Annotated in this window: 22 protein-coding genes; 7 read left to right on the top strand and 15 right to left on the bottom strand. The window is 55.7% G+C overall.

Annotation, left to right across the window (positions count from 1 at the left end; all coding sequences use genetic code 11):
• Window positions 1–777, bottom strand: coding sequence for an HD domain-containing protein (locus BLP93_RS01045; RefSeq protein WP_092116327.1), 777 nt, complete (start codon window positions 775–777; stop codon window positions 1–3).
• Entirely contained in the window at window positions 761–1822 is a 1062-nt protein-coding gene (locus BLP93_RS01040; protein WP_092116524.1) for an RNA polymerase factor sigma-32, read from the bottom strand. The genes BLP93_RS01045 and BLP93_RS01040 overlap by 17 nt, the downstream gene beginning before the upstream one ends.
• 512 nt (window positions 1823–2334) lie before the next feature.
• Between BLP93_RS01040 and BLP93_RS01035 the strand changes: the two genes are divergently transcribed.
• The 6 genes from BLP93_RS01035 (at window position 2335) to radA (ending at window position 8655) form a co-directional block, all read left to right on the top strand.
• Window positions 2335–4791 (top strand): homocysteine S-methyltransferase family protein, encoded by a 2457-nt coding sequence (locus BLP93_RS01035; protein ID WP_092116325.1) that lies wholly within the window; start codon window positions 2335–2337, stop codon window positions 4789–4791.
• Window positions 4792–4897: 106 nt separating this feature from the next.
• Entirely contained in the window at window positions 4898–5377 is a 480-nt protein-coding gene (locus tag BLP93_RS01030) for a TlpA family protein disulfide reductase (RefSeq protein WP_161946142.1), read from the top strand.
• Window positions 5374–5847: an N-acetyltransferase gene (locus BLP93_RS01025; RefSeq protein ID WP_092116321.1), complete on the top strand. Its 474-nt coding sequence runs from the start codon at window positions 5374–5376 to the stop codon at window positions 5845–5847. Before BLP93_RS01030 ends, BLP93_RS01025 begins: the two co-directional genes overlap by 4 nt.
• Window positions 5848–5873: 26 nt before the next feature.
• Window positions 5874–6434 carry a hypoxanthine phosphoribosyltransferase gene (hpt, locus tag BLP93_RS01020; protein WP_092116320.1) on the top strand — a complete coding sequence of 187 codons (561 nt, stop codon included), beginning with the start codon at window positions 5874–5876 and terminating at the stop codon, window positions 6432–6434.
• Complete coding sequence (locus tag BLP93_RS01015; protein WP_092116318.1) at window positions 6431–7270, top strand: DUF3426 domain-containing protein; 840 nt, start codon at window positions 6431–6433, stop codon at window positions 7268–7270. Before hpt ends, BLP93_RS01015 begins: the two co-directional genes overlap by 4 nt.
• A 47-nt stretch (window positions 7271–7317) precedes the next feature.
• Window positions 7318–8655 (top strand): DNA repair protein RadA, encoded by a 1338-nt coding sequence (radA, locus tag BLP93_RS01010; RefSeq protein ID WP_092116316.1) that lies wholly within the window; start codon window positions 7318–7320, stop codon window positions 8653–8655.
• A gap of 4 nt (window positions 8656–8659) precedes the next feature.
• Here radA and BLP93_RS01005 read toward each other — a convergent pair whose 3' ends face one another.
• From BLP93_RS01005 to larC, 7 genes are all read right to left on the bottom strand, one after another.
• On the bottom strand, window positions 8660–9343 hold the full coding sequence (locus BLP93_RS01005) for a hypothetical protein (protein ID WP_092116314.1): 684 nt from the start codon (window positions 9341–9343) through the stop codon (window positions 8660–8662).
• A gap of 182 nt (window positions 9344–9525) precedes the next feature.
• Window positions 9526–9864, bottom strand: coding sequence for a hypothetical protein (locus tag BLP93_RS01000; protein WP_092116312.1), 339 nt, complete (start codon window positions 9862–9864; stop codon window positions 9526–9528).
• Window positions 9865–9900: 36 nt separating this feature from the next.
• Complete coding sequence (locus tag BLP93_RS00995) at window positions 9901–10848, bottom strand: YIP1 family protein (RefSeq protein WP_092116522.1); 948 nt, start codon at window positions 10846–10848, stop codon at window positions 9901–9903.
• Window positions 10849–10967: 119 nt separating this feature from the next.
• Window positions 10968–11450: a flagellar export chaperone FliS gene (gene fliS / locus BLP93_RS00990; RefSeq protein ID WP_092116310.1), complete on the bottom strand. Its 483-nt coding sequence runs from the start codon at window positions 11448–11450 to the stop codon at window positions 10968–10970.
• A 36-nt stretch (window positions 11451–11486) separates the two neighbouring features.
• Window positions 11487–13157, bottom strand: coding sequence for a flagellar filament capping protein FliD (fliD, locus tag BLP93_RS00985; RefSeq protein ID WP_092116309.1), 1671 nt, complete (start codon window positions 13155–13157; stop codon window positions 11487–11489).
• Between the two features lie 273 nt (window positions 13158–13430).
• The gene (locus BLP93_RS00980; protein ID WP_092116307.1) at window positions 13431–14381 is read right to left on the bottom strand and encodes a flagellin N-terminal helical domain-containing protein; all 951 of its coding nucleotides are present in this window, start codon (window positions 14379–14381) and stop codon (window positions 13431–13433) included.
• Window positions 14382–14566: 185 nt separating this feature from the next.
• A complete protein-coding gene (gene larC / locus BLP93_RS00975) occupies window positions 14567–15754 on the bottom strand; it encodes a nickel pincer cofactor biosynthesis protein LarC (protein WP_092116305.1) in 1188 nt (395 codons plus the stop codon).
• 85 nt (window positions 15755–15839) lie between these two features.
• Between larC and BLP93_RS00970 the strand changes: the two genes are divergently transcribed.
• On the top strand, window positions 15840–16511 hold the full coding sequence (locus BLP93_RS00970; protein WP_092116303.1) for a CBS and ACT domain-containing protein: 672 nt from the start codon (window positions 15840–15842) through the stop codon (window positions 16509–16511).
• 30 nt (window positions 16512–16541) lie between these two features.
• On the opposite strand, the gene BLP93_RS00965 is transcribed toward BLP93_RS00970, so the two are convergent.
• The 6 genes from BLP93_RS00965 to BLP93_RS00940 form a co-directional block, all read right to left on the bottom strand.
• On the bottom strand, window positions 16542–17291 hold the full coding sequence (locus BLP93_RS00965) for a tRNA1(Val) (adenine(37)-N6)-methyltransferase (RefSeq protein ID WP_092116301.1): 750 nt from the start codon (window positions 17289–17291) through the stop codon (window positions 16542–16544).
• Window positions 17292–17376: 85 nt separating this feature from the next.
• Window positions 17377–17676, bottom strand: a complete 300-nt coding sequence (locus BLP93_RS00960) for a hypothetical protein (protein ID WP_092116299.1) — start codon at window positions 17674–17676, stop codon at window positions 17377–17379.
• Window positions 17654–18697, bottom strand: coding sequence for an RNA-directed DNA polymerase (locus BLP93_RS00955; protein WP_092116297.1), 1044 nt, complete (start codon window positions 18695–18697; stop codon window positions 17654–17656). Before BLP93_RS00955 ends, BLP93_RS00960 begins: the two co-directional genes overlap by 23 nt.
• A 328-nt stretch (window positions 18698–19025) precedes the next feature.
• On the bottom strand, window positions 19026–20108 hold the full coding sequence (locus BLP93_RS00950; RefSeq protein WP_092116295.1) for a phage major tropism determinant: 1083 nt from the start codon (window positions 20106–20108) through the stop codon (window positions 19026–19028).
• A gap of 15 nt (window positions 20109–20123) precedes the next feature.
• Window positions 20124–20747, bottom strand: a complete 624-nt coding sequence (locus BLP93_RS00945; protein ID WP_139162872.1) for a hypothetical protein — start codon at window positions 20745–20747, stop codon at window positions 20124–20126.
• Window positions 20748–20758: 11 nt separating this feature from the next.
• Window positions 20759–21586, bottom strand: a complete 828-nt coding sequence (locus BLP93_RS00940; protein ID WP_092116291.1) for a hypothetical protein — start codon at window positions 21584–21586, stop codon at window positions 20759–20761.
• Between the last annotated feature and the right edge of the window lies 1 nt (window position 21587).

The raw sequence follows: 21587 nt of genomic DNA, 5'->3' as shown, positions 1-21587 counted from the left end.
TTATGACCGCGCCGTCGTTTCGCCCCTGTCAGGGGAAGGAACATGTTGCTGCAGTATGGTGTAAAGACGGTTCCCGAGTTGAATTCCTAGCTCGATGAATTCGGGGCCGAAGGTTCGTCCGACTTCGCTGCGAAAGGTGTTGGCTATCGCGCGGATTCGTTCCACTCCTGCTGGGAATTTGCTAAGAATTTCTCGCATGCACCATTCTTCATAATCGCAAATCTCCCACAAAGTCGTCCCGAAATTATCGGGACCCCAACGAAACTTGTCCGCGTCATACAATGCTGAAGCAACAATTTCCTCCATGGGATCATCCGTGACTTCCTTGGGGCGAAAGGCCTCATGGCTGCGGATGGAGAACGCGACCATGCTCTTGTCCCTGTCCGTCAACGGATAATCGTGCAGGATCTGCAGCGACAGTTCCCCCCCACGAAGAGCATGTTCCGGTTCAAGGCGGCAAATATCGTGCATCAAGCCGCTGAGTTGCGACAACATGCAAAGATGGCGGGCCTGGTTCATGCCAAAGGGTTGGGCTTCGGCCAGGGAGATGGCGCCTGCCTCAAGGGCTACTTTCTTGGCATGATCGATTCCGTGGCCGTACTCGTCGCTGAGAAAGGGCAATACGTCCTCGCAACAACGGACGACCAACGGATGATCGAAGAAGAGTTCCTTGGAAAATGCCAGCTCGGCTGAGAATCGTTCATAAAATAGTGGTTGCGATTGTATGCCGACCAAGTTTTTCGCTTCCTGCCTGACAAGTTCAAGTTCTTTCAACATGTTCTCCCGATCCTTTCCTGGTGGGAATTTCCAGTTTTTGGGAAAAATTGTCCCGAATCTTTTCGATCAGCCGGGCTTCGATCTGGCGCACTCGTTCCCGCGTGATGCTGTACTTTTCTCCGATTTCCCGAAGCGTCACCGGTTCCTCGTTCATCAACCGCTGCTCCAGGACATCGCGTTCCTTGGCGTTGAGCTGGGGAATCATTTCCTTGATCTGGTCTTTGAGGATGTGGATCATTTCCTCCTCCGCCAGAAGATCGTCCACAGGAGTGGTCAACGCCGGGAGCATGTCCATCCGGGACATGCTCGTATCCTCCGAGAAAGGGGCGTCCAGGGAGAGGTCCGAGCTTCCGAGTCGCTGATCCATCTCCGTAATATCCTGTTCGCTGACATTGAGGCTTTTGGAGAGGGAACTGACGTTGACGTCGAAGCCCTGGTTTTGCAGTCGCTGACGTTCCTTGCTCAGGTTGTAAAAGAGCTTGCGCTGAGCCTGGGTCGTGCCGACCTTGACCATGCGCCAGTTGTCCATAATGAATTTGAGGATGTAGGCCTTTATCCAGAAGGATGCATAGTAAGAAAACTTGATCCCGCGTTCTGGATCAAATTTTTGGACGGCCTTCATCAGGCCGACATTACCTTCCTGGATCAGGTCCAGGATGTTCTGCATCCAGCCTCGCTGGAAATCCATGGCAATCCGGACCACCAAGCGTAGGTGCGAGGAGATGAGCCGGAATGCGGCCTTGGTGTCGTTGTTCTCTCGGTACTGGTGGATCAACGTGAATTCTTCATTCGGCTTGAGCATCGGAAATTTATTGACTTCGCGCAGGTACAACTGCAAAGAGTCACGAATAGCCGGTGAAGAGGTCTTGGAAAGATCGATGGGCCCGGGGACGTCGACGGGTTCATTGTCCGTGTCCGGAGATTCATCCGCATCTTCGGCCAGGATATCATCAGATTCCTCTTGCAAGAATTCTTCTGAACTTTCAGTGAAAAGTTCTTTCGAATCCTGGCTGGAGGAGCGTATATTTTTTTTTTCATCAACCATGACGTGTACCGTTTTTTCCTTCATGAAGCTGAGTCGGTTGCTTGCGGTGTTGTCTCGGTGGATGCAGTCTCATACGAACCTCACCCGGGGGCTGCCGCGAGTGCCGATTGCTCGGATCAACCCGTATCTCGACAGGGAATAAGCTTCTCGGCGAGGCTGACCCTCCAAATGATCGATGCATTCATAAGCCACGGTGAGTTGCTCGGCGGGCTGCCGTGCGAACGGTATTCGTGCATGTCGAATCGACGTGCGGCGAGCATGTGGCAGGAGTGCGGCGGACAAAGTCTCGCGGGTATGATCATGGATCTTATATTTTTTATTTGTCCTTTTCAATGTTTTTCAGTAAGTCCTCGTTTTGCAGGTTATCCTGTGTTTTGGCACCTTTCAGTGTAGATGGGCAGAGGCGGCCCATTTGGTTGGCAATCTCAAAATATTGTTGAAAGCGAATCGTTTCTGATCTTTATTGAATAATTCTCCACGTGTAACCACCAGCGTGGCTGGAGCAAGACAACATGAACGACAAGGTCCGGTCCTTAATCCGGGAAAACAACATTCTTTTGTTTGACGGCGCCATGGGGACCCAGTTGCAGGATCGCGGCCTGCAGCCGGGGCAGTCTCCGGAAGAGTTCGGCGACCGCCATCCGGAGGTGATCGGCGCCATTCATGCGGATTACCTGCAGGCTGGTGCCATGTTTCTGACCACGAACACCTTCGGCGGAACCAGCTTCAAGTTGCCTCACTCCCTGGATCCCCAAGCCTTCAACCGCAAAATGGCCGAGGTGGCCCGGGGCGTGGCGGGAACCAGGGGATTCGTGGCCGGCAGCGTGGGACCTACCGGCGAACTGCTGGCTCCGCTGGGTAAGGCCGGTTTCGCGGAACTGGTGGATGCATTCGCCCGCCAGATTTCCGGCCTTGCTCAGGGTGGGGCGGACTTGATCCTTATCGAGACCCAGTTTGACCTCGGGGAGATTCGGGCCGCGGTGGTTGCCGCACGCAGGGTTTGTGATTTGCCCGTGGCCGTTTCCATGACCTTCGAGTCCGGTACCAGCCTGACCGGCACATCGCCGCTGACGTTTCTGGATACCATGCAAAACCTCGGGGTAGACCTGATCGGCACCAATTGCAGCCTCGGACCAGAAGGGCTGGAAGAGATCGTCCGGGCCATGCTGCCCCGGGCGAGAACTCCTCTTCTGGTCCAACCCAATGCCGGCCTGCCGATTCTGGAGAACGGTCGGACGGTTTTCCCCCTCCAACCGCAAGCCTTTGCCGAGCGGATGACGCGGTTTCCGGCGCTGGGCGTTCAAGGCGTCGGCGGTTGCTGCGGCACCAGTCCGGCGCATGTCCGGGCCATGGCCAAGGCCATGCGGGAAGTGCGAATCAATCTTCAGTCGCCGACATCCCATCCGGATATGGTGCTCACATCCCGCTCAACGTCGGTCTGCGTGGGCCTTGAAGAACCGATGGTTGTCATCGGCGAGCGGATCAACCCCACGGGCAAGAAGCAGCTTACGGCCCAGTTTCAAGCCGGTGAGCAGTCCCTGGCCATGGAAATGGCCGTGCAGCAAATAGCTCAAGGGGCCAGAATTCTGGACGTCAATGTCGGGGCGCCCATGGTCGTGGAGGAAAATCTGCTGCCGGAGCTGGTTTCACGGCTGGCCGCACGCTTTTCGGCTCCGCTGAGCATCGATTCCAGCAAGGTGGAAGCCATTGGCGCGGCGTTGGAATGCTATCCGGGCTCGGCTCTTGTCAATTCCATCAGCGGAGAAGCCGGCCGCATGGAAAGCCTGGGGCCGCTTTGCAAGATGTTTGGCGCACCCTTCGTTCTATTGCCGCTGGCCGGCAAGGATTTGCCGGAAACGTCCACCCAGCGGTTGAAAATCGTCGAATCCCTGCTCCGTAAATCCGAGGATCTCGGAATACCCCGACATTTGATACTTGTGGACGCCCTGGCCTTGACCGTGTCCTCAAAGCCCGAATCCGCGAAACATTGCCTGCAGACCATTCGTTCCTGCCGGGAGGAATGGAATCTGCCCACGGTACTCGGGCTGTCGAACATATCCTTCGGACTGCCGGCAAGAGAATTGCTGAACAGCACCTTCCTGACCATGGCCATGTCCCACGGACTCTGTGCCGTCATTGCCCACCCCGGAGCGCGGCGGGTCCAGGAAGCCCTTGCCGCCGGAGAGGTTTTGCTGGCCCGGGATCCCCAGGCCAAGTCGTTCGTGCGGAATTATTCCGGCTGGGCGGCCGGCGACGGCGCAGTGACGGTCAAGGCGGCGGACAGCAGCACCGCGAGCGCCGGCGCAGCGCGCAAGGAAGTCGGAACATTGGGCGAGGCGGTCATTCAGGGGGAAAAGGAACGTATCCTGGAGTTGCTGGAGCAGGCCCTGGACAGTGGAGGGCAAGCCGGTGAGCTGCTGGACCAGCAGCTGATCCCGGCAATCATGGAAGTTGGTCGGCGGTACGAGAGCCGGGAATTCTTTCTGCCGCAACTGATACTCTCCGCGGAAACCATGCAGAAGGCCTTTGATCGATTGACGCCTCTGCTGCAGGAACAGGCCGGCAGCGCAAAAAAGGCGTCCATCGTCATGGCCACGGTGGAGGGCGATATTCATGACATCGGCAAGAATATCGTCTGCCTGATGCTGCGCAACATGGGATACGAAGTGCACGATCTGGGCAAGGACGTCCCAGCCCGCGCCATCGTCCAGGCTGCCAGGGAAAAGCAGGCCGGCCTGATCGGCTTGTCCGCCTTGATGACCACGACCATGGTCCGCATGGAGGACACCGTCCGGCTGGTGAAGGAATTCGGAATCAATACCAAGGTCATGGTGGGCGGAGCCGTGGTAACCCAACGGTTTGCCGATATGATCGGCGCGGACGGGTATGCTCCTGACGCCGTGGCGGCAGTCCGCGTTGCAGCGCGGCTTATTGAAGAGACCACCCAAAACCAGTTAACTGCCTCGTGACTTTCCCCCGTGGTCTGATTAATCTTCAGGATGCCGGTCAATGAACAATGATGAACCGATGTATGCCGCGCCGGCAATCGACGGCATGTTTTCTGGGTGGATAAATATGAAAAAATTGTTGATTTGCATCTTGCTGATTTTTGGGGTGTTCCTCTGTCCCTGGCCAGGTTGGGCTCAATCCCTGCCGGTGATGGATCTGCAGGCCTACAACCAATTTCTGGAGAAAAACAAGGGAAAGGTGATTGTCGTTGATTTCTGGGCAACGTGGTGCGGGCCCTGCCGCAAAAAGCTGCCGGAACTGCAAAAATGCCGTGACGTTTTTCCCAAGGAGGATTTGACTCTGATCGGCATTTCCCTGGACTTCAATCCCGAAACATTGGCGACATATTTGCAGGATAACCCTCTGAATTATCCGGTCTATCTGGCTGAGGAAAATCTGGCCGAGCAGCTGGAAGTTCAAGCTATCCCGCTGTTGTTCGTTTACGATGTTGCCGGACAGTTGCAAATCGTGGAAGAAGGGCTGACACCTCATGACACGCTATGCCAAAATATTGACAATCTCACAGCCGATCCAGCCGATCCATGACCGTTCCTTCAGGCATCTACATTCGCAAGGCTCGCATCCAGGATGTCCGCACCATCCACGCCCTGTTGATGGATTGTTCCAAGCAGGGTTTGCTGTTGCCTCGTTCCTACAATCAGCTCTACAGCCATCTGCGGGATTTTTTCGTGCTGGCCCAGGATCAGGGGGCAATTCTGGGATGCTGCGCCCTCAGCATCACCTGGGACGACCTGGCTGAGGTCCGTTCTCTGGCCGTGGCGCCCGAATGTCGCGGCCAGGGGTGGGGGCGCAGACTTGTGGAGGCCTGCCTGAGCGATGCCATCACCTTAGGCATTTTTCGCATCTTCACCCTGACCTATCAGGCACATTTTTTTGAGCGGCTCGGGTTCCAGGTGGTCAGCAAGGACAATCTGCCGCAAAAGGTCTGGGCTGACTGTCTGCACTGTCCCAAGTTTCCGGATTGCGACGAAATTGCCATGAGCATCGAAATGTAACGTTAAGAACAAGAAATGAGCGCACCATGACTCCATCCAAGCACATGATAATCAGCAGCGAAGCCATTGCCGCCCGGGTCAAGGAACTCGGAGCGGCCATCTCCGAGCAATATGGAAATGAACCTCTGGTCATGGTTTGCGTGCTGAAGGGAGCCTTCATTTTCTTTGCCGATCTTGTTCGCGCCCTGTCCATCGAACCGGAAGTGGATTTTGTTCGTCTGGCGAGCTATGGCGGGCAAACCAGCCGTAAAGGCCGCATCCTCTTCACCAAGGATATGGAATTGCCGGTTCACGACAAACATGTGCTTGTCGTGGACGATATCGTTGATACCGGTCATTCCGCCCGCTATCTGTTGAACGTTCTACGTATGCGCGGGGCAAAAAGCCTTCGTGTCTGTGCCCTGGTGGACAAGCATCAGCGCCGGGAAGTCGACGTGACGGTCGATTTTCCGGGCTTCACCCTCTTCGATGGGTTCGTGGTTGGCTATGGATTGGATCATGCGGAGCGTTATCGCCATTTGCCCGCGGTCTATACTCTCAATGAAGCAAAACCGGCCTCCGCTGCAACCAGAGAGGAAGCACAATGATCGTAACCTGCCCCAATTGCGATACGAAATACAATCTTGATGCTGCCGTCCTCGGAACGGAAGGGGCAAAAGTACGATGCATCCGCTGCAGCCATGTTTTTTTCGTCACCCCGCCGTCCGACCACGAATCAGAGCCGGACCAACACCTGGATGCGGAGTTCGATTGGCTCAAGGATATTGATGAGCCCGGCATTGGCAGCAAGAAGGCAAATACCGGGGGGGCAGCCTCGGACGCCCAGGCTTCAGACATTTCCCTGGAGATCCACCCTTCGGAAGAACCGAAAAGCAGGGCGCTGACGCTGGTTTTCGTCGTTCTGGGGCTTGTGATCATCGGCCTGGGAGTCTTCTTGTTTGCGCGGCAGGACGGTCAGAATATTGTATCTTCCTGGTTCGGGACCCCGCCCGCCGAAGAGGCGCAGGCGCCGGAGGTGCTGGGACCGGACCAGGTGCATCTGATATCCCTGCAAAATGTTCGTCAGTACTTCGTGACCAACGAGAAAATCGGCCAGTTGTTCGTCATCGAAGGCAAGGCGCGCAATGATTTTCCCACTCCCATGGAACTTTTCAAGATCGAGGCCTCACTGTTCGACGGGGAAGGGCATGTGGTGGAGCGCAAGGAGTTTCTGGCCGGGAACACGGTTTCACTTTTTCAGCTGCAGATTCTCTCGGAACAGGAGCTGGATGCGGCTCTTCAGGCCAGAGTCGGCATCCTGACCAACAACACGAACTTGCGACCAGGCATGGATGTGCAGTTCATGGTTGTCTTTCCCAATCCCCCGGCCACTGTTCAGGAGTATGGGCTGAAAGTCATTGAAGCCCAGCATCCGCCACAGTAGCCAGCCGTGGCGGCACAGTGCCGTCGCGGCCGAATATCGACATCTTCATGAAGCCTCGCCAAATCTCCTACGTCTGTTCTGCTTGCGCAGCAGAAACTCCCCGCTGGCAGGGTCAATGTCCCCAGTGCAAGGGGTGGAACTCCCTCCGGGAGGCCCCCAAAAGCGCTCCCGCAAAGCCGGGGCATGTTTCGCTCGCCAAACCCGTCAGTTTGATGGATGAAGCCGAAGCGGCAGCCGAGTCCTGGAAGACCGGCCTGCCGGGGTTGGACGAACTCCTGGGAAACGGGCTGATGCCCGGCGCCTCCATGCTGTTGGGAGGTGAGCCGGGAATCGGCAAGTCCACCCTGTTGTTGCAGTTGGCCGCCCAGGCTGCCAAGGCCGGACGGCGGGTAGTGTATGTTTCCGGAGAGGAATCCCTGGGCCAGATCAAGTCCAGGGCACAGCGCCTGGGATCTGTTGTGGCGCAGTTGAAGGCGATGAGCAGCAACCGGCTGGAGGACTTCCTTTCCCTGATACTGCAGCCCGATGCGCCGGCTTTGCTTGTGGTCGATTCAATCCAGACCATTGTCTCGGATGAATCCGAGGGCCTGCCGGGCAGCGTCAGTCAGGTCCGCACCGTGGCCACCCGATTGGTCGAAGCTTGCAAGGGGCATGGGGTCTGCCTTATTCTTGTTGGACATGTGACCAAGGACGGCGCCATTGCCGGGCCGAAACTCCTGGAGCATATGGTGGACACGGTGCTCTCCCTGGAAGGGGACCGGCAGCACATGTTCCGATTGCTTCGGGTGTCGAAGAACCGTTTCGGGCCCAGCAACGAGCTGCTGGTTTTTCAGATGGAACAGCACGGGTTGACCGTGGTGCCCGATCCTTCCGAGTACTTTCTGGGCGACCGGGACACCGGTCTGAGCGGCACGGCTCTGGTCATGGCCCTGGACGGGTACCGTCCCTTTGCCGTGGAGGTGCAGGCTCTGGCCACCAAGAGCTTTCTGCCCATGCCGCGCAGAACGGTGCTCGGATTTGACGCCAACCGTCTGCACCTGCTTTTGGCCGTTCTTGAAAAGCGCCTACGCCTGCCCCTGGGACAGTTCGACATCTACACCAAAATCGGCGGCGGCCTGCGACTGCAGGATCCCGGACTGGATCTCGGAGTCGTGGCCGCCGTGCTTTCATCATTCCTGGACAAACCTTTGCCGGAACGTGCCGTGCTCTGGGGCGAAGTCGATCTCAACGGCCAGATCCGCCCCGTCCTGGCCCAGGACGTCCGCAAACGCCAAGCCGACCGCCTCGGCTACACCCCCATTCTCACCCCCCGTAGCGCTGAAAATCCGAAAGGCTTGAGCAACGTTCAAGAGTTGGCGCGGACGCTGTTCGGCAGTGAGGGGTAACGCTTTACCTACAAGCCTGAACCCTTTCCCAACCATTGTTCCATTGCCCGACATGCATTGCCAGATCGCAGGCTAGGAGGGTCATGATGGAATAGATTGGTTCCACGGGTAGGCGGCGGGTGTGGTGGGCGATGATGAAATCGCGGCGGGGCTGGGGCTCCATGCGTCCGGAGTGTTCCATGATCCAGACTCGCTGACCGCCTTCCACTTCAAAAATTTCCGTGTACAAGCTGATCCCCGTGGTACCGCGGGAGCCTCCGCTCAGAAAGTAGGGGATCTCCGCACGGATGATCAGATCCACATCCAGAGCCCGCGCCCGGTCCAGAGCTCGAGGTAAACCGGGCCACTGGGTTTCCTCCTCGTAGACAAGCGTTGGAAAAACTAATGTCTGATTCCAGGTCTGCCAGAAGATCCGCCCCAAGGCGTGACCCAGAACAAGAGGATTGTCGACAGGCTGGGTGACTCGGGGGGGATAAAAAATCGCGGAAAGCGGGGCGGGCGGGGAATTTGTGGGGTAAAGGGAAATCACCGGAGCGTTGCGGAACACCGGTGCGTCGGTGGCGATTTCCTGGGGACCTATTCGCGGCTCCCAGTAATCGACCCGCTCAACATAACCGCAACCGGCAAGCATCAGCAGCCCTAGGAGCGGGAACAGGATCAGTGGAAGTCGTGCGGATCGGGACTGCATCAGGAAGCTCTTTTTTCTGGGTTGGCGATCACGTAACTATGAGCTCAGGATGATCAACCACGGGGCGTACGGGATCACGGGGAAATACCTTGCTTATTACATCGTCCCATTGGTTCAATCTTCAGCGTCTCGACTTGCTCCAATAAATAGCGCTATTTATTTGTTTGCTTTGAATATCCAAGTCATTGCGGCAAGGAAGAGGCGGTCGGTGCCTCCTTGACTGCCTCCAAAAGGTGTTCTCGCGATTCGATCAGGTTTTCCCGCAACTGGATTCTTTTTTCGGTCGATACAAGGCGGAAATTCGGGCGCTCAATGATTTTTTCAAGTATTTTCATTTCCTGCTCGATTTTCAGCAATCTGTCCCGGTGTTTCGGTTCGTTGACCCAGAAGCGATTCACGGCTTCAGCCAAAGCCCGGACTTCCCGGGAAAGGTCCAGCAGCGCCTCAGGCTTGGTTTGCCTCGTGATTTCATGGTTTTCTCTGTAGGCGGACCACTTATTCTTCAGCCACGTGATGAACATACGGCGAATCTCCAAAAAAAAATGAGAAATTATGGATTAAAAAGTCGGCACGCCGCTGTTTTGGGCCATGGACATGACCACGGCCAGGATAAGAACAAACGGAATCAACGGAAGCAACATGGCCAGGATGACTTTGGCCGTCGTTGTCCCATGGATGTGCTTGTAGCCGAGAAACGTCACCACAAGCGACCATATTGCGCCTATCAAGGGCCCGATGATCGGTACGATCGTCATGACCATGGGGGCGCTGCCATAAGTCAGTGCACGGAAAGTACCCTCAAACCCACGCGTGGCGCCGCCGACGAGATTCAGACACGAATGGACCAGAACGGCCATAACGTACAGGAGCAAAGTCAAGATTGCCGGATAGCCCACCAGAAGCATCAGGACGTTGATGCCCATGGCCTCTCCCTCGCCGGCCATGCCTGGGGCCACTCCGGTCATTTCCCAGAGCATTTGCAGAACAATCTGGAACTCGGCAATCAGAAGGTAGAAGATCAGGGGCTTTATCTGGCCGGATCCCACCGGCATGGCTTGAAAAAAGCCGACCGGACGAAGCATGGCACGTTTGATGGTTTCCCACATCCCGGGGAAAAAGCCATGGAGGTCCAGACGTTCCCATGGGACCTCAATTTCTCCGTTAGGAGTGACGTCGGAGGGTTGTTCGTCCTGGGTTTCCTGATGAGGCGAACCCATGGAGGCGAGGCTGTCCCAGAAATCCCCATTGCCTGAACCCGGTTTTTCGGATTTCTCCGGCTGAAATGTTTCCTGGGAGGTGTCTTTGTCTTGATTGCCGGGATGTTGCGGCGATGGGTCCTGTTCCTGGCTGGTCTCGCTGAGAAGCGGCGGGGGAATTGTTTCAGTCGCAGTGCGAAATTGAAATTTTTCTTTGCATTTCGGACAAGTGGCTATTTCAGCACGCGGCGGAACTTTTTCATCCGGAATGTTTCGGGTAAAGCCGCACTTGGGGCAGGTTATCTCCATGTTGATTCCTCGGGAACAGACGTTCAGTAAATATCCGCATACTTAGCCCTTCCAGCGAAGAGAATCAAGCAAGGTTGCATTACATGGAAGCTCTGGATGAAGCCGCAGTATTGCGGCGTCTACTTGTAGGCGTTTCGGGCGTACTTCATGCTCATGGTTGGAGACGTCGTGGGCGGTGCAATATTTGGTGATGTGGCCGAGTTCATCTCGGAAGCTACGGACTGCATCGGCGTATGGTTTTGGCCTTTGATTTCCTCGAACGCGGATTTCAGTCCGGAAAGAATGGTGATCACTTCATCCACAAGCTTCGGATCGAGTTTCAGATTGGCTTGCAGCAATCTTGTGTTGCAGAAGAAGTACAACTTATGCAGGTTCTCGCCCAGTTCGCCCCCCTTTTGCGTGTTAATGCTCGCGTCGAGTTCGGCGATAATGTCGAGAGCCTTGGAAATCAGGATCCCTTTTTGCTCCATGTCGCGTTCAGCCATTTTAATCTTGGCCTGCTGCAGAAATTTTATGGCGCCTTCATACAGCAGGACGACAACGTCTCCGGGGTTGGTCGTCGTCACTTGAGTCTGCAGATAGGCTCGTGCTGCGTTGTACATGAAATCTCCTGATGATCGTCCAGGTGTGTTGCGTAATTATTTGTTATCGGACCGGAGCATGCCCATCTGGGAATTCATTGCCTGACCGAGTTGGTCGTAGTAGCCAAGAAGTGTTTCCAAACGAGCGAAACGATTGCGCAAATCCCTTTCCAGTCGGGTGATGCGTCGTTGTTCAAATTCGATCTTCCGATCGATGCCTTTCGTGATGTCGTCGTAATTCTCTTCAAGAATTTTCAGGGGGCCGGATGAAATGTCCGTCAAGTCCCTGAGCGCGTCAGCCAGTTCAGGTATCTTGCCGTACTTCAAGAAAACTTTGCCCGTGAACGTCCCCTCCGTGGCCAGGTCGTCCACCTTGATCACCATGCCTGCCTCGGGCTTGCCGCTTTGGCCGGTTATTTCGCCGTTGCCGCTGTAACTGGCCGGGTTACCGTTGATGGTCGCATTGATGATGGTTCCTCCGCTGACCGTGTACTGTACGGAGTACTCGCCGCCTTTGGTCACGCCGTCGACGCTCGAAAGATACCGGAAGTGCTGTGAATCACTGGAACCGATGTGGTCCGCTGCAAAAACTTGAGCCAGGGCATCAGGACGGTTGCGCAGGGAATGATCCAGAACCTCTTCATCCAGCTTGAGCATGCCGAATGTTGGTGATCCTTGATCTGCATCCGTCGTAATGCCGACCATGGACAAGGAGCTGAACACGTCATTGTTCACGTCGAACCCGATGCTTTTCACTGCCAGAATGGACTTCAGCCGGGAATCGATCATCTGGATGGCATAGTTGCCGGTGAGGATCGATCCGTTCCCGCTGGTATCGACCTTTGAGAGTTCATTGATCTGTTGCCGGACTTCATTCACCTGATTGACGAACTGACGGACGTTGTCCTTGACCTGCTCGTTATCCACCGCGATGTTCAGGGTTGTCGTGCCCTGTTCGCGCAAGTTGAGCGTAACGCCTTCGATGAGATCTGAAATGGAGTTCGTAGAGCGTTCGATCCAGGAGTCCTCGGCAGGAAATCCATCTAGCTTGATTTGGGAATCCTGAGCCTTCAGGGTTGTCACAAAATCGTTTGCGCTAAACCCATCAAGAGTGCTCGCTTCAATTACGACATTTTTGCCGGTTCCCAGGTCCATCCCGCGCAGCTGCAGGCGGTAATCCCCTTCAGCATTCTTGATGATGCCGGCCCGTACACCGGGGTTTTCCGGGTCTGTGTTGATCAGGTTTCGAAAGCCCTCGAGGGTTGTCCCGGAGGGAATGATCAAAACTCTGGTTTTTCCCTTGTAGGTATACGAGAATTCCGAAATGGAGCCGCTGGTGATGTCCGTGGTAGAGGATGTCTGCCCTGGGGCGTCGGTAGTGAGGATGTGATTCTGGGCCAGTTGATTGACTGTGATGGAATGGGTTCCTACCTGGGCCTTGTCCGTTGCCGTGGCTGTCAGCACGTTTGTGTTGATGCTGTCTGCGCCCTTGACCATGAACCGACTCATGGTGTTCATCCCTTGCAGATTGGTCCTCAAGGAAAGCATCTTGGAGTTCAGTTCCCGGAAACCGGCCTGTTTTACCTCCCATTCCGCCTTCCATATCTCCAGGCGAGCGGTATGACGCTGCTCCAGCTTGAGGAGCTGGTCGATCATGGTCTTGAAGTCCGTGCCGGAGCCCAGGCCGGTGAAACTGATCTGTCCCGATAAAAGAGCTTCTGTATCCATAAGTGCAACCCTAGCGGAAAAAAATGCCGTTATACTTAGTAGTTCATAACCTCAAGCAAAGTCAGTGCCATGAGATGGGGTTGTTAGAGAAACGAGAGTTGGCGTTCAAATCGCTCTTCGCAGCCGCAACCAGTTTTGGGAGGCCTGTAAATAGTTCTTCAAGGGAGCAACAGATATTGGCAAGGATTTCACCGAACACGACAGTGGCGGGATCTTGATAAAAAAGGCCGGGCCCTTGTGGGGTCCGGCCTACTAGTCATGAATGCGTGCCTGTTATCCGCCGATGAGCTGCATAGCCATTCTGGGCAGGTTGTTGGCCTGGGCGAGCATGGCAACGCCGGCTTGAGTCAGGATCTGGTTGCGAACGAATTGGGTCATTTCCTGAGCAATGTCCGCATCGGAAATCCGCGATTCCGCGGCTTGGATGTTCTCCGCCTGAATCTGAAGATTGGTAATGGTGTTGGAGAGTCGGTTCTGGAGAGCACCAAGGCTGGCTCGAACGTTATCCTTGGAAAGTATAGCTTTTTCCAGGGCATCCAAGGCTTGCTGAGCTCCCTGTTGAGTAGAAATTGACCGACCGGCACCGGTGACACCACTTCCGTTGTCAATGTTGCCGGCGCCAGTGCCAAGACCAAAAGCCGATGCAGTCGATAAGCCGATTGCTATGTAGTAGTAATCTTCCGAGCTGCTGTTGGATGGGCCAAAGTGAATCTTCATTGGACCCGTGGACTGGAGTCCTGATCCGCTATGACCCGGATTAGATCCAGTTCCCAATGCGTGAGGAGTATCACTGGAGGAGAGATTTCCGTTAAGCAAATAAATGCCGTTAAACTTGGTTGCACTCGCGATACGGGTAATTTCCGAAGCCATGGCCTGGTACTCGGAGTCGATGATCAGACGCTGGTCAGAGTTGTACGTGCCGGTGGCGGCCTGAGTGGCAAGTTCCTTCATCCGGATCAGCTTTTCGTCGATAACGGCGAGGGCGCCGTCGGCCGTCTGGATCATGGAAATGGCGTCGTTGGCATTCCGAATGCCCTGATTCAGCGATGCGATTTCAGCGCGCATCAGTTCTCGAATGGCCAGACCTGCTGCGTCATCCGCACCGCTGTTAATTCGCAGACCCGATGAAAGGCGTTGCGTGGAAACTCCCAGAGCCTGATAGTTGCCGCTCAGGTTTCGGGCGGCGTTCCCTGCCATTAGGTTGTTATAGATACTGATTGCCATGATACTTCCTCCTTGCGAAACGTTGGCTTCCTTGCCTGAGCGTCAAACCGTCCATCATGGACATGATCCGCACTCACGTTGAATGCAGCCGCTCAGTGTTAAACTCTCTATCGACGGAAGGAGGAAAAACTTTAGGGGTTGTGTTTGGGAATACCCGTTTGAGGTGGGATGGGTGAGCCTTCAAGTTATTTGCCCGGTTGCTCATCCTTTTCCTGCAGTAAATATCTGAGTTGCGCAACGGAGCGCCCTGTGCGCTGAGCGAGCTTCTGGAGCGCCTCAAATTCCGGACGAGAGAAGGTTTGCTCGTTTATCTCCGCTTGTTTCATTTCCAACATCCCAAGCGACGTCTCGCGAGCAATCTCTTGCCTTGGCAAGATGACGCGTTCAATTCGTTGACGGCGAACTCCAAGGCTCAGGGTGTGCTGAAAAAATGCTTCCTGCACCGTAGGCAGGTGCTCTGGGCGGCACAGGACCTGAATTTGTCCGCCGGGCCTGTTCTTTTTCATGACTCCGGGAATGTATAGGACGTCCAGGGCGCCTTCCTGGATAATGGCATCAAAGCAACTGCCGAGTTCCTCTCCGGTCAGGTGGTCGATGTTGGTCGTGAGCAGAACGATTTCCTCAACGACCTTCCCTTCGGGTTGCTCGGATAGAGTTTCCTCAAAAAGAAAACAGCGCAGAGCGTTTGGCTGGTCGGCCAGATCCATGCTTCCCAGGCCGATGCCGCACCTGAGAAGACGCCCCTCCGGACCTGGAGTGAAGTCCTGGACAAGGCAATCCAGAAGCAAGGCTCCGGTGGGAGTGATCAGTTCAACGCGGTGCTTCGTGGCATAGACGGGTTTGCCTTGCAGCAGTTCGGCCACGGCGGGCGCGGGTAGGGGAAGCAGGCCGTGGGCGCATTGAACCTGGCCCTGGAACCACGGGAGCTTGCTTGCGCGGATTTTTTCGATGCCGAGTTGTTCCACCCCCCAGAAGGCTCCAACCACATCAACAATGGTATCCACTGCGCCGACTTCGTGAAAATGAATGGTTGCCGGATCAACGCCATGAACTTTTGCCTCAACAGCGGCCAATCGTTCAAAGGCCTGTCTGCTCTTGGCCAGCACGTCGGGAGACAACGGCAGTCGTTCCAGAATTAATATTATATCCGCTAGATGACGTAGCGGCGGGGCGGATGCGGAGGCTGTGGCAATCACAAGCCGTTTGCCGGAAAGTCCGCACCGGACATCATTGATGGCGGACAAGGAGACATCCAGTCCTGATTTTTGGAAGATGTCGGCAAGATGAGCCATATCCAAATCGAGATCAATCAACGCGGCCAGAAGCATGTCGCCGCTGATCCCGCTTGTGCAGTCCAGGTATAATGATTTCATAGTTTCCTTTCAGGCTGATAATTGATATCTCTTCCGCTTCTTGTGCTTAACTCGGCAATGCTTCAATTATAAGGAGGAATCATCAATGCTTATCAGTGACTGGATGACCAGGGATGTCATTTCCGTGGAACAGGATGTTTCCATGATGAAGGTTTCCAAAATCATGAAGGAAAAGCGCATTCGCAGACTTCCCGTCGTGGACGCCGGAAACAAGTTGCTGGGTATCGTCACGGACCGGGATATCAAGGAAGCATCGCCGTCCAAGGCCACAACCCTCGACATCCATGAATTGTACTATCTTCTTTCGGAGATCAAGGTCAAAGACATCATGACCAAGAAGCCGTTCACTGTTTTGCCCAATGATACCATTGAGCGAGCCGCTCTGGTCATGATGGAGAAACGGGTCGGCGGTCTGCCTGTTGTCGACGAGCAAGGAAAGGTTGCCGGGATCATCACGGAAAGCGATGTCTTCAAGGTACTGATTGCCATCACCGGAGCCCAGTTCGGCGGCGTGTTGCTGGCTTTCAAGCTGCCGAACACCGAAGGGAGCCTGAAGGAAGTCCTGGAAGTGCTGCGTCAGGAACAGACCAGGATCATCAGCATTCTTACCTCCTATGGTCAGCAGGAGGAAGAAGGCTACAGGCAGGTCTATGTGCGGATTCAGGACCTGGAAAAAAATGTTCTGGATGCTCTGATGGAAAAACTCAAGGGCAGGTTCAACGTGCTGTATTGGGTGCGGGAGAATCTGCACCGGTAGGGGGATGGTTTTGGGCGAAGCGGAGGTTTTTCACGATGCAAGATGAATGGCCCTTGAACTGTTGCACCGCAGAAATGGACAAAAAGAAATGGCTTCAGGGGTAGCATGGTTGACCTGTCCCGCAGGCGATTCCCCCCTTGCATACAGGATCAACGGAGGTTCGACGGACAAGCCTGGATTGCCGCCTTTTCTGGCCTCGAGCAGCAGGAGGGATGCAGGCTTGTCCTTGTATGGGTGGACCAGGCAAAGCCGTTTCGGTTCAAGCCGGTGAGCATTGAGAACCTGCAACACCCGGTTGGCATGTTCCGGCAGGTGGACCATGCACAAACGGCCCCTGGTCTTCAAAATCCTGGATGCTCCACGGACAAAGTCTTCCAGTCGACCATCCGTCTCGAACTTGGCCAGGCACTTGGCCGGGGCCGATGGCGTTCTTCCTTGGCCCAGAAGACGATATGGAGGATTGCACAGGACAAGATCGCAGTCGTTGGTCTGGAGTCTCGAAATGTCGGCGAGGTTCCGGACATCGCCGTGCACCGACGTGAACCGATCCGCAAAGCCGAGGTTGCGCGCGTTCGCTCCGGCCGCGCTGATCATGTCCGGATTGATGTCCAGGCCAGTGATTTGAAAATCGTGTTCCGGGTAGTGCAGCAAGAGACCAAGGCTGATCACACCGCACCCGGTCCCGAGATCAGCAACCCTTTCCGGTAGCCGTCCGGCGGCGAAACAGGCGAGCAGAAGGGCGTCAACCGAAAACCGAAATCCGTTCTCCGGTTGCCTCATGTAACCGCGCACGCGACTTGAGAAACTTTTGCACGCGATTTGAGAATTTGTTTTTACTGTCTCATGGGCGCTGGCACGCTGGTTGCTATGCCAGGGTATAGTACCTGTCGATCTTTTTGATTGTCGCTCGAAAGGGGATTTTGTCTCCGTATTTTTGGAACTGTTCGATCAGGACATCGCTGCCGGTGAAGCAGATGTAGCGGGCTTCTTCTCTTTCGAATTGGATTGTGAGGAAGAGGCCAGAGACGTTTTTCTTGTACTTGCTTGTCTTAATGGAATGCCCCGTCACAAGGACTTCCAGGTTTACCACGTCGTCGATTTTTATTTTCTCTCCATCCAGGGGCCGGGCTTCTGTTGCGAAATCACTGAACCGAGGGGCTTCCATCCTTTGCCAACTCCATCCTTATAGTGTGTTCCAGGTCGTTCACATTCATTGCCATTGCTAAATTTCTTGTATTGGCCCATCTCATCCATCCTTTTGCTGAGGCCACAACCGAGCGGGCAGTCTCTAACGTCAACCTCCCGCTGGCCAACATCGCCGGGATTGTCCGCAGTCGGCGCTGCATCTTCTTTGCCGTCCTCTTACGGAGCAGGACATAGCCGTCAGGAAAGTGCCGATAGCCCAGGAAATCCAGTCCTCGCGAGACAGGGAACAGATCGCACTTGCTGAGGCGCAACCCCAGGCGCTCGGACATGAACTCGCGGATCTTCGTGGCCAGGTCACGCAGCACGGCCTTGTCATCGTGAAACAAGCAAAAATCGTCGCAGTACCGCAGATATGCGCGAACTTTCCAGACGTGCTTGGCTTGCATATCCAGCTCGTGCAGGTACAGGTTCCCAAACCACTGGCTGGTATAGTTGCCGATAGGGGCGTTTGCCCCTCCACCTGTGGAATAGATGACATCCCGCAACAGCCAGAGAGCATCCGGACACTTGATCTTGCGCTGCACCAGGCCAAACAACACATCATGCTGAATGGACGGATAAAACTTGGACACGTCGCACTTCAGGCAGTATTTATGTTTGCGAACGAACTGCATCGCCCGCAAACTTCCGGAATGGATGCCCTTTCCGGTCCTGCAGCAATACGAGTCATCAATAAACATCCTGTCCCAGATCGGCTCCACCACGGCCATCAATGCGTGCTGCACAATTCGATCCGGTGCGAACGGCAGAACGTATATATCCCGCTTCTTTGGCTCGTGGATTGTCTTGACGTTATATGGAGAGGTCCGGAACGTCTTCCGGATTAGAGATTGGCGGACCCGCTCCAGATTACCCGCTATATCCTGTTCAAAAGATTGAATGGTGCGCTGCCATGCCTTGCCGCGGCGCGCTCGCAAATACGCCGCATGGATGTTTTCAGACGTCGTAATCGCGGGCCAGAGGTTTCCTTGTCGTTTCATTTTTTAATTTGGCATCCCGGACGTTCGGCGAACCTACTAGCCCGGGATGCCCTCCGCTTGGTGTTTTGCCTTTCGCCTTTCAGCTACCGGACATGGCCATCCGATCCAGCCGTGGAGTTTGGGCGGGTTGGGCATGAATGCCCAACGGCGCTTGAGAATCCTCGTATCCGTGCGACCCCGCACGCCGTTATTCGCATTCAGATTCAGCGGACTGTTATTCCAATTCGAAGCACGTGGACCGCAAATCGCTGCATTATTCCAATTAGCGCCGAACAAGGGCCGAGAGACCGGATAGCCAAATTTTTCGCGACGATTTACGATCCCCGCTTTACGATTCCCGATTCTTCGGCTCCGCGCGACCCCGCACGCCGTTAGTCGCATACAGCGTCAGCGGACCGTTAGCCCAATTCGAAGCACGCGGACCGCAAATCGCTGCATGAGTCCAATTAGCGCCGAACAAGGGCCGATTGGGAGACAGCCTGTGTTGCCCACCTACGCCAGAATCATTAACATCAAAGGCATCTAACCAGGCATCTGCACTCTGCCCGCCGCCATCACCTTCACCCCATTGCCACAGAACTCCACAACAGCTCTCACAGCCGATGCTGCTGATCATCCTCCGCCCGGCCGTGTCCACGTACCCGCCTGTATTCGTGGGGTTGGCTGAGCCGGTGATATTAGTTCCCTGGTTGCTCCCCAGGGACGCGGCTACGAATTCGTGCTGATTCAGCATCCGTTTGCCGATCCTGCCCAGCCATTGACTGAACTTGTACCAATGGAACTTCGTGGCCGTGTCGCCGGTCACGTGGGCCGCGCCGTTGCGGCTGGCCAGTTCTCCGGCGTTGATGCTGGCCAGGTAGATATCCACCCAGCGGTCGATGCCTGCATGATAAACCATGCCTTCGGGGGCACTGACGGGCCGGTGATTCAGGCACCAAATGGACGCCGGGAGGATGTCACCGGCCAGGTAGCCGGACAGCGCATGCCCGCTGATCGTCCCGACGTTGGCGCAAAGGGTATGGAACCCACCTATTTTGCGGCTGGAGTCCGCAGTGTAGCTGGCGGGGTAGGTCGCATTGAGCGAGGTCACCAGCTCAGATGTTCCGTCTCCATTGTCGCACAGATAGATGTAATAATCCTTGCCGGGATCGAACGAAGAGCCGAAATCCAACGCAGTCTGGCCATTAAACTCCACGTCAGCGTCTGCCTGGAACACCAAGTGCTTCCCATCGGAAATGATCTTGATCGCCGTGTTCTCTTTCAGCGTCAAATGCTTGCGGCTTGTCGTCCCGGCCACGAGGAACGGCGCATGCACGGCCTGCAACTGCGGGTGTATCTCGTGCAGGTTGTCCGCGTTCAGTTTAAATTGCGGCGCGTCCTGGTTTTTCCAACGTATATTAAGAGTGCTCATAATCAACGATTCTCCTTATTGTTGCGGCGGATACAGATCCGCCAGGGAAACGCCGGGGTCTGCCGCGTCCAGCGCCGTCAGGGCCGTTTCTCCGGCGTCCAGGGCTGCCTGGATCTCGCCGGGGCTTTGGGCATGGCCGACGGCCGCCGCAGTGGCCAAATACTGGCCATTCACCTGTAGTTTCCAGGCCCTGACCTGATTCACGAGGTCCAGCGCGGCCAGCATCTCCGGCGTACGGTCCTGCTCCGGCGTGGAGAGGACGCTCAGCATCACCTCTATCATGGCCGTGTCATGGTGCGGTGCGTACCGGTCCCCACCGTCCTTGCGCAGCACGAAATCCTGACAGCGTAACTCCCAGCCGCGCCGCGCCTGAGCGATCAGCGCCACCATATCCGGCTCCGGCTCCACGGGCGCGGGCGGATCTGTATATCCACCGCCGATCCAGGCGATAGCCTCGACCGTGGATATCCCCATCGCGGCCAGCGCGGAGTCGGGGTTTTCCACCCAGTTGCCCTGGTCATCGAAATGCATCCTCTCATCGAGCAGCCGGCGCAGGTACTCCGCTGCCTGCTCCGGATACGCGGCCAGCATCCGCTCCATATCCGTCCGTGTCTGTATAATCCTCGGAAATCCTCTCATCGGTCCCTCCATTATAGAATCATGGTCCCGGCATAACTGCCGTCGCCGCAATAAGCGCCACTGCCGCAATAGATAGATGGCCCGACCAAAATCGTCCGCACATCGCTCCAAAATGAATGGTGCAACACATTGCCATCCCCGCGCACCCTGGCCCGTACAGTATAGTTTCCCGAGGCAGCCCACCGCAGGGTGATGGTTGGGCTATCCGAACCGGACAAATCGCCGCTGATCACGCTCGGACTCCCCGTGGCGTCCCATTCGACCTCTGAAGCCTGTGAATCGAAGTGTCCATCGATCACAACATCATCAAACGTCGCTGCCGAGCCCAACATTTGCACAACAGGCTTGACCAACCGCCTGGTCAGCTGTCCGTCGGACCGTCGCCACCTGGCCGCGCCGGGGGCCACCCCGACACAGACCCAGAAATCATCTGTGCCCGGATAAATCCACGTGTAACCTGGCGGATAGACATCGTCGTTGGGCGAGGGCAAGCGGCCCACGCTCACGGCAACCTGACCCATCGTGATGGCGTTTTGCACCTCGACGATATGCTGCACTCGCTCATTCATTTCCTGCATCGACGCCGCCAGGCTGCTCCGCCCCAATCGCGCTGAATTCACCTCTCCGCGCAATAACGTCAGCTCCGAATCTGCAGCGTAATAGCGGTTGTTCCAGTCCGTGGACTGGAGGTTGACCTGGTCAGTCCACAAACCAAGCTGGGCGCTCAGGATGACCAGGGCGGAAAGAAAATCATCTGCTTTCGGATCAAACTCACTTTTGGGATCTTTGCGAGACGGAGCCGTGGGCAGCTTGGTTATTTTCTGTTCGATAAATTGCATT

It is taken from the genome of Desulfonatronum thiosulfatophilum (assembly GCF_900104215.1).
Lineage (GTDB): Bacteria > Desulfobacterota > Desulfovibrionia > Desulfovibrionales > Desulfonatronaceae > Desulfonatronum > Desulfonatronum thiosulfatophilum.
Note: the sequence above shows the minus strand (reverse complement) of the source record. Positions and strands in the feature narration are given on the sequence as shown.

What these genes read in the sequence shown, in the direction of transcription:
- BLP93_RS00960 (WP_092116299.1), bottom strand. Translation starts at nt 17,676, where the DNA reads ATGGAAGCCCCTCGGTTCAGTGATTTCGCAACAGAAGCCCGGCCCCTG.
- BLP93_RS00970 (WP_092116303.1), top strand. Translation starts at nt 15,840, where the DNA reads ATGCTTATCAGTGACTGGATGACCAGGGATGTCATTTCCGTGGAACAG.
- fliD (WP_092116309.1), bottom strand. Translation starts at nt 13,157, where the DNA reads ATGGATACAGAAGCTCTTTTATCGGGACAGATCAGTTTCACCGGCCTG.
- BLP93_RS00950 (WP_092116295.1), bottom strand. Translation starts at nt 20,108, where the DNA reads ATGAGCACTCTTAATATACGTTGGAAAAACCAGGACGCGCCGCAATTT.
- fliS (WP_092116310.1), bottom strand. Translation starts at nt 11,450, where the DNA reads ATGTACAACGCAGCACGAGCCTATCTGCAGACTCAAGTGACGACGACC.
- BLP93_RS01015 (WP_092116318.1), top strand. Translation starts at nt 6,431, where the DNA reads ATGATCGTAACCTGCCCCAATTGCGATACGAAATACAATCTTGATGCT.
- BLP93_RS00995 (WP_092116522.1), bottom strand. Translation starts at nt 10,848, where the DNA reads ATGGAGATAACCTGCCCCAAGTGCGGCTTTACCCGAAACATTCCGGAT.
- BLP93_RS01045 (WP_092116327.1), bottom strand. Translation starts at nt 777, where the DNA reads ATGTTGAAAGAACTTGAACTTGTCAGGCAGGAAGCGAAAAACTTGGTC.
- BLP93_RS01040 (WP_092116524.1), bottom strand. Translation starts at nt 1,822, where the DNA reads ATGGTTGATGAAAAAAAAAATATACGCTCCTCCAGCCAGGATTCGAAA.
- hpt (WP_092116320.1), top strand. Translation starts at nt 5,874, where the DNA reads ATGACTCCATCCAAGCACATGATAATCAGCAGCGAAGCCATTGCCGCC.
- BLP93_RS00945 (WP_139162872.1), bottom strand. Translation starts at nt 20,747, where the DNA reads ATGAGAGGATTTCCGAGGATTATACAGACACGGACGGATATGGAGCGG.
- larC (WP_092116305.1), bottom strand. Translation starts at nt 15,754, where the DNA reads ATGAAATCATTATACCTGGACTGCACAAGCGGGATCAGCGGCGACATG.
- BLP93_RS01005 (WP_092116314.1), bottom strand. Translation starts at nt 9,343, where the DNA reads ATGCAGTCCCGATCCGCACGACTTCCACTGATCCTGTTCCCGCTCCTA.
- BLP93_RS00980 (WP_092116307.1), bottom strand. Translation starts at nt 14,381, where the DNA reads ATGGCAATCAGTATCTATAACAACCTAATGGCAGGGAACGCCGCCCGA.
- radA (WP_092116316.1), top strand. Translation starts at nt 7,318, where the DNA reads ATGAAGCCTCGCCAAATCTCCTACGTCTGTTCTGCTTGCGCAGCAGAA.
- BLP93_RS01025 (WP_092116321.1), top strand. Translation starts at nt 5,374, where the DNA reads ATGACCGTTCCTTCAGGCATCTACATTCGCAAGGCTCGCATCCAGGAT.
- BLP93_RS01035 (WP_092116325.1), top strand. Translation starts at nt 2,335, where the DNA reads ATGAACGACAAGGTCCGGTCCTTAATCCGGGAAAACAACATTCTTTTG.
- BLP93_RS00965 (WP_092116301.1), bottom strand. Translation starts at nt 17,291, where the DNA reads ATGAGGCAACCGGAGAACGGATTTCGGTTTTCGGTTGACGCCCTTCTG.
- BLP93_RS00940 (WP_092116291.1), bottom strand. Translation starts at nt 21,586, where the DNA reads ATGCAATTTATCGAACAGAAAATAACCAAGCTGCCCACGGCTCCGTCT.
- BLP93_RS01000 (WP_092116312.1), bottom strand. Translation starts at nt 9,864, where the DNA reads ATGTTCATCACGTGGCTGAAGAATAAGTGGTCCGCCTACAGAGAAAAC.
- BLP93_RS00955 (WP_092116297.1), bottom strand. Translation starts at nt 18,697, where the DNA reads ATGAAACGACAAGGAAACCTCTGGCCCGCGATTACGACGTCTGAAAAC.
- BLP93_RS01030 (WP_161946142.1), top strand. Translation starts at nt 4,898, where the DNA reads ATGAAAAAATTGTTGATTTGCATCTTGCTGATTTTTGGGGTGTTCCTC.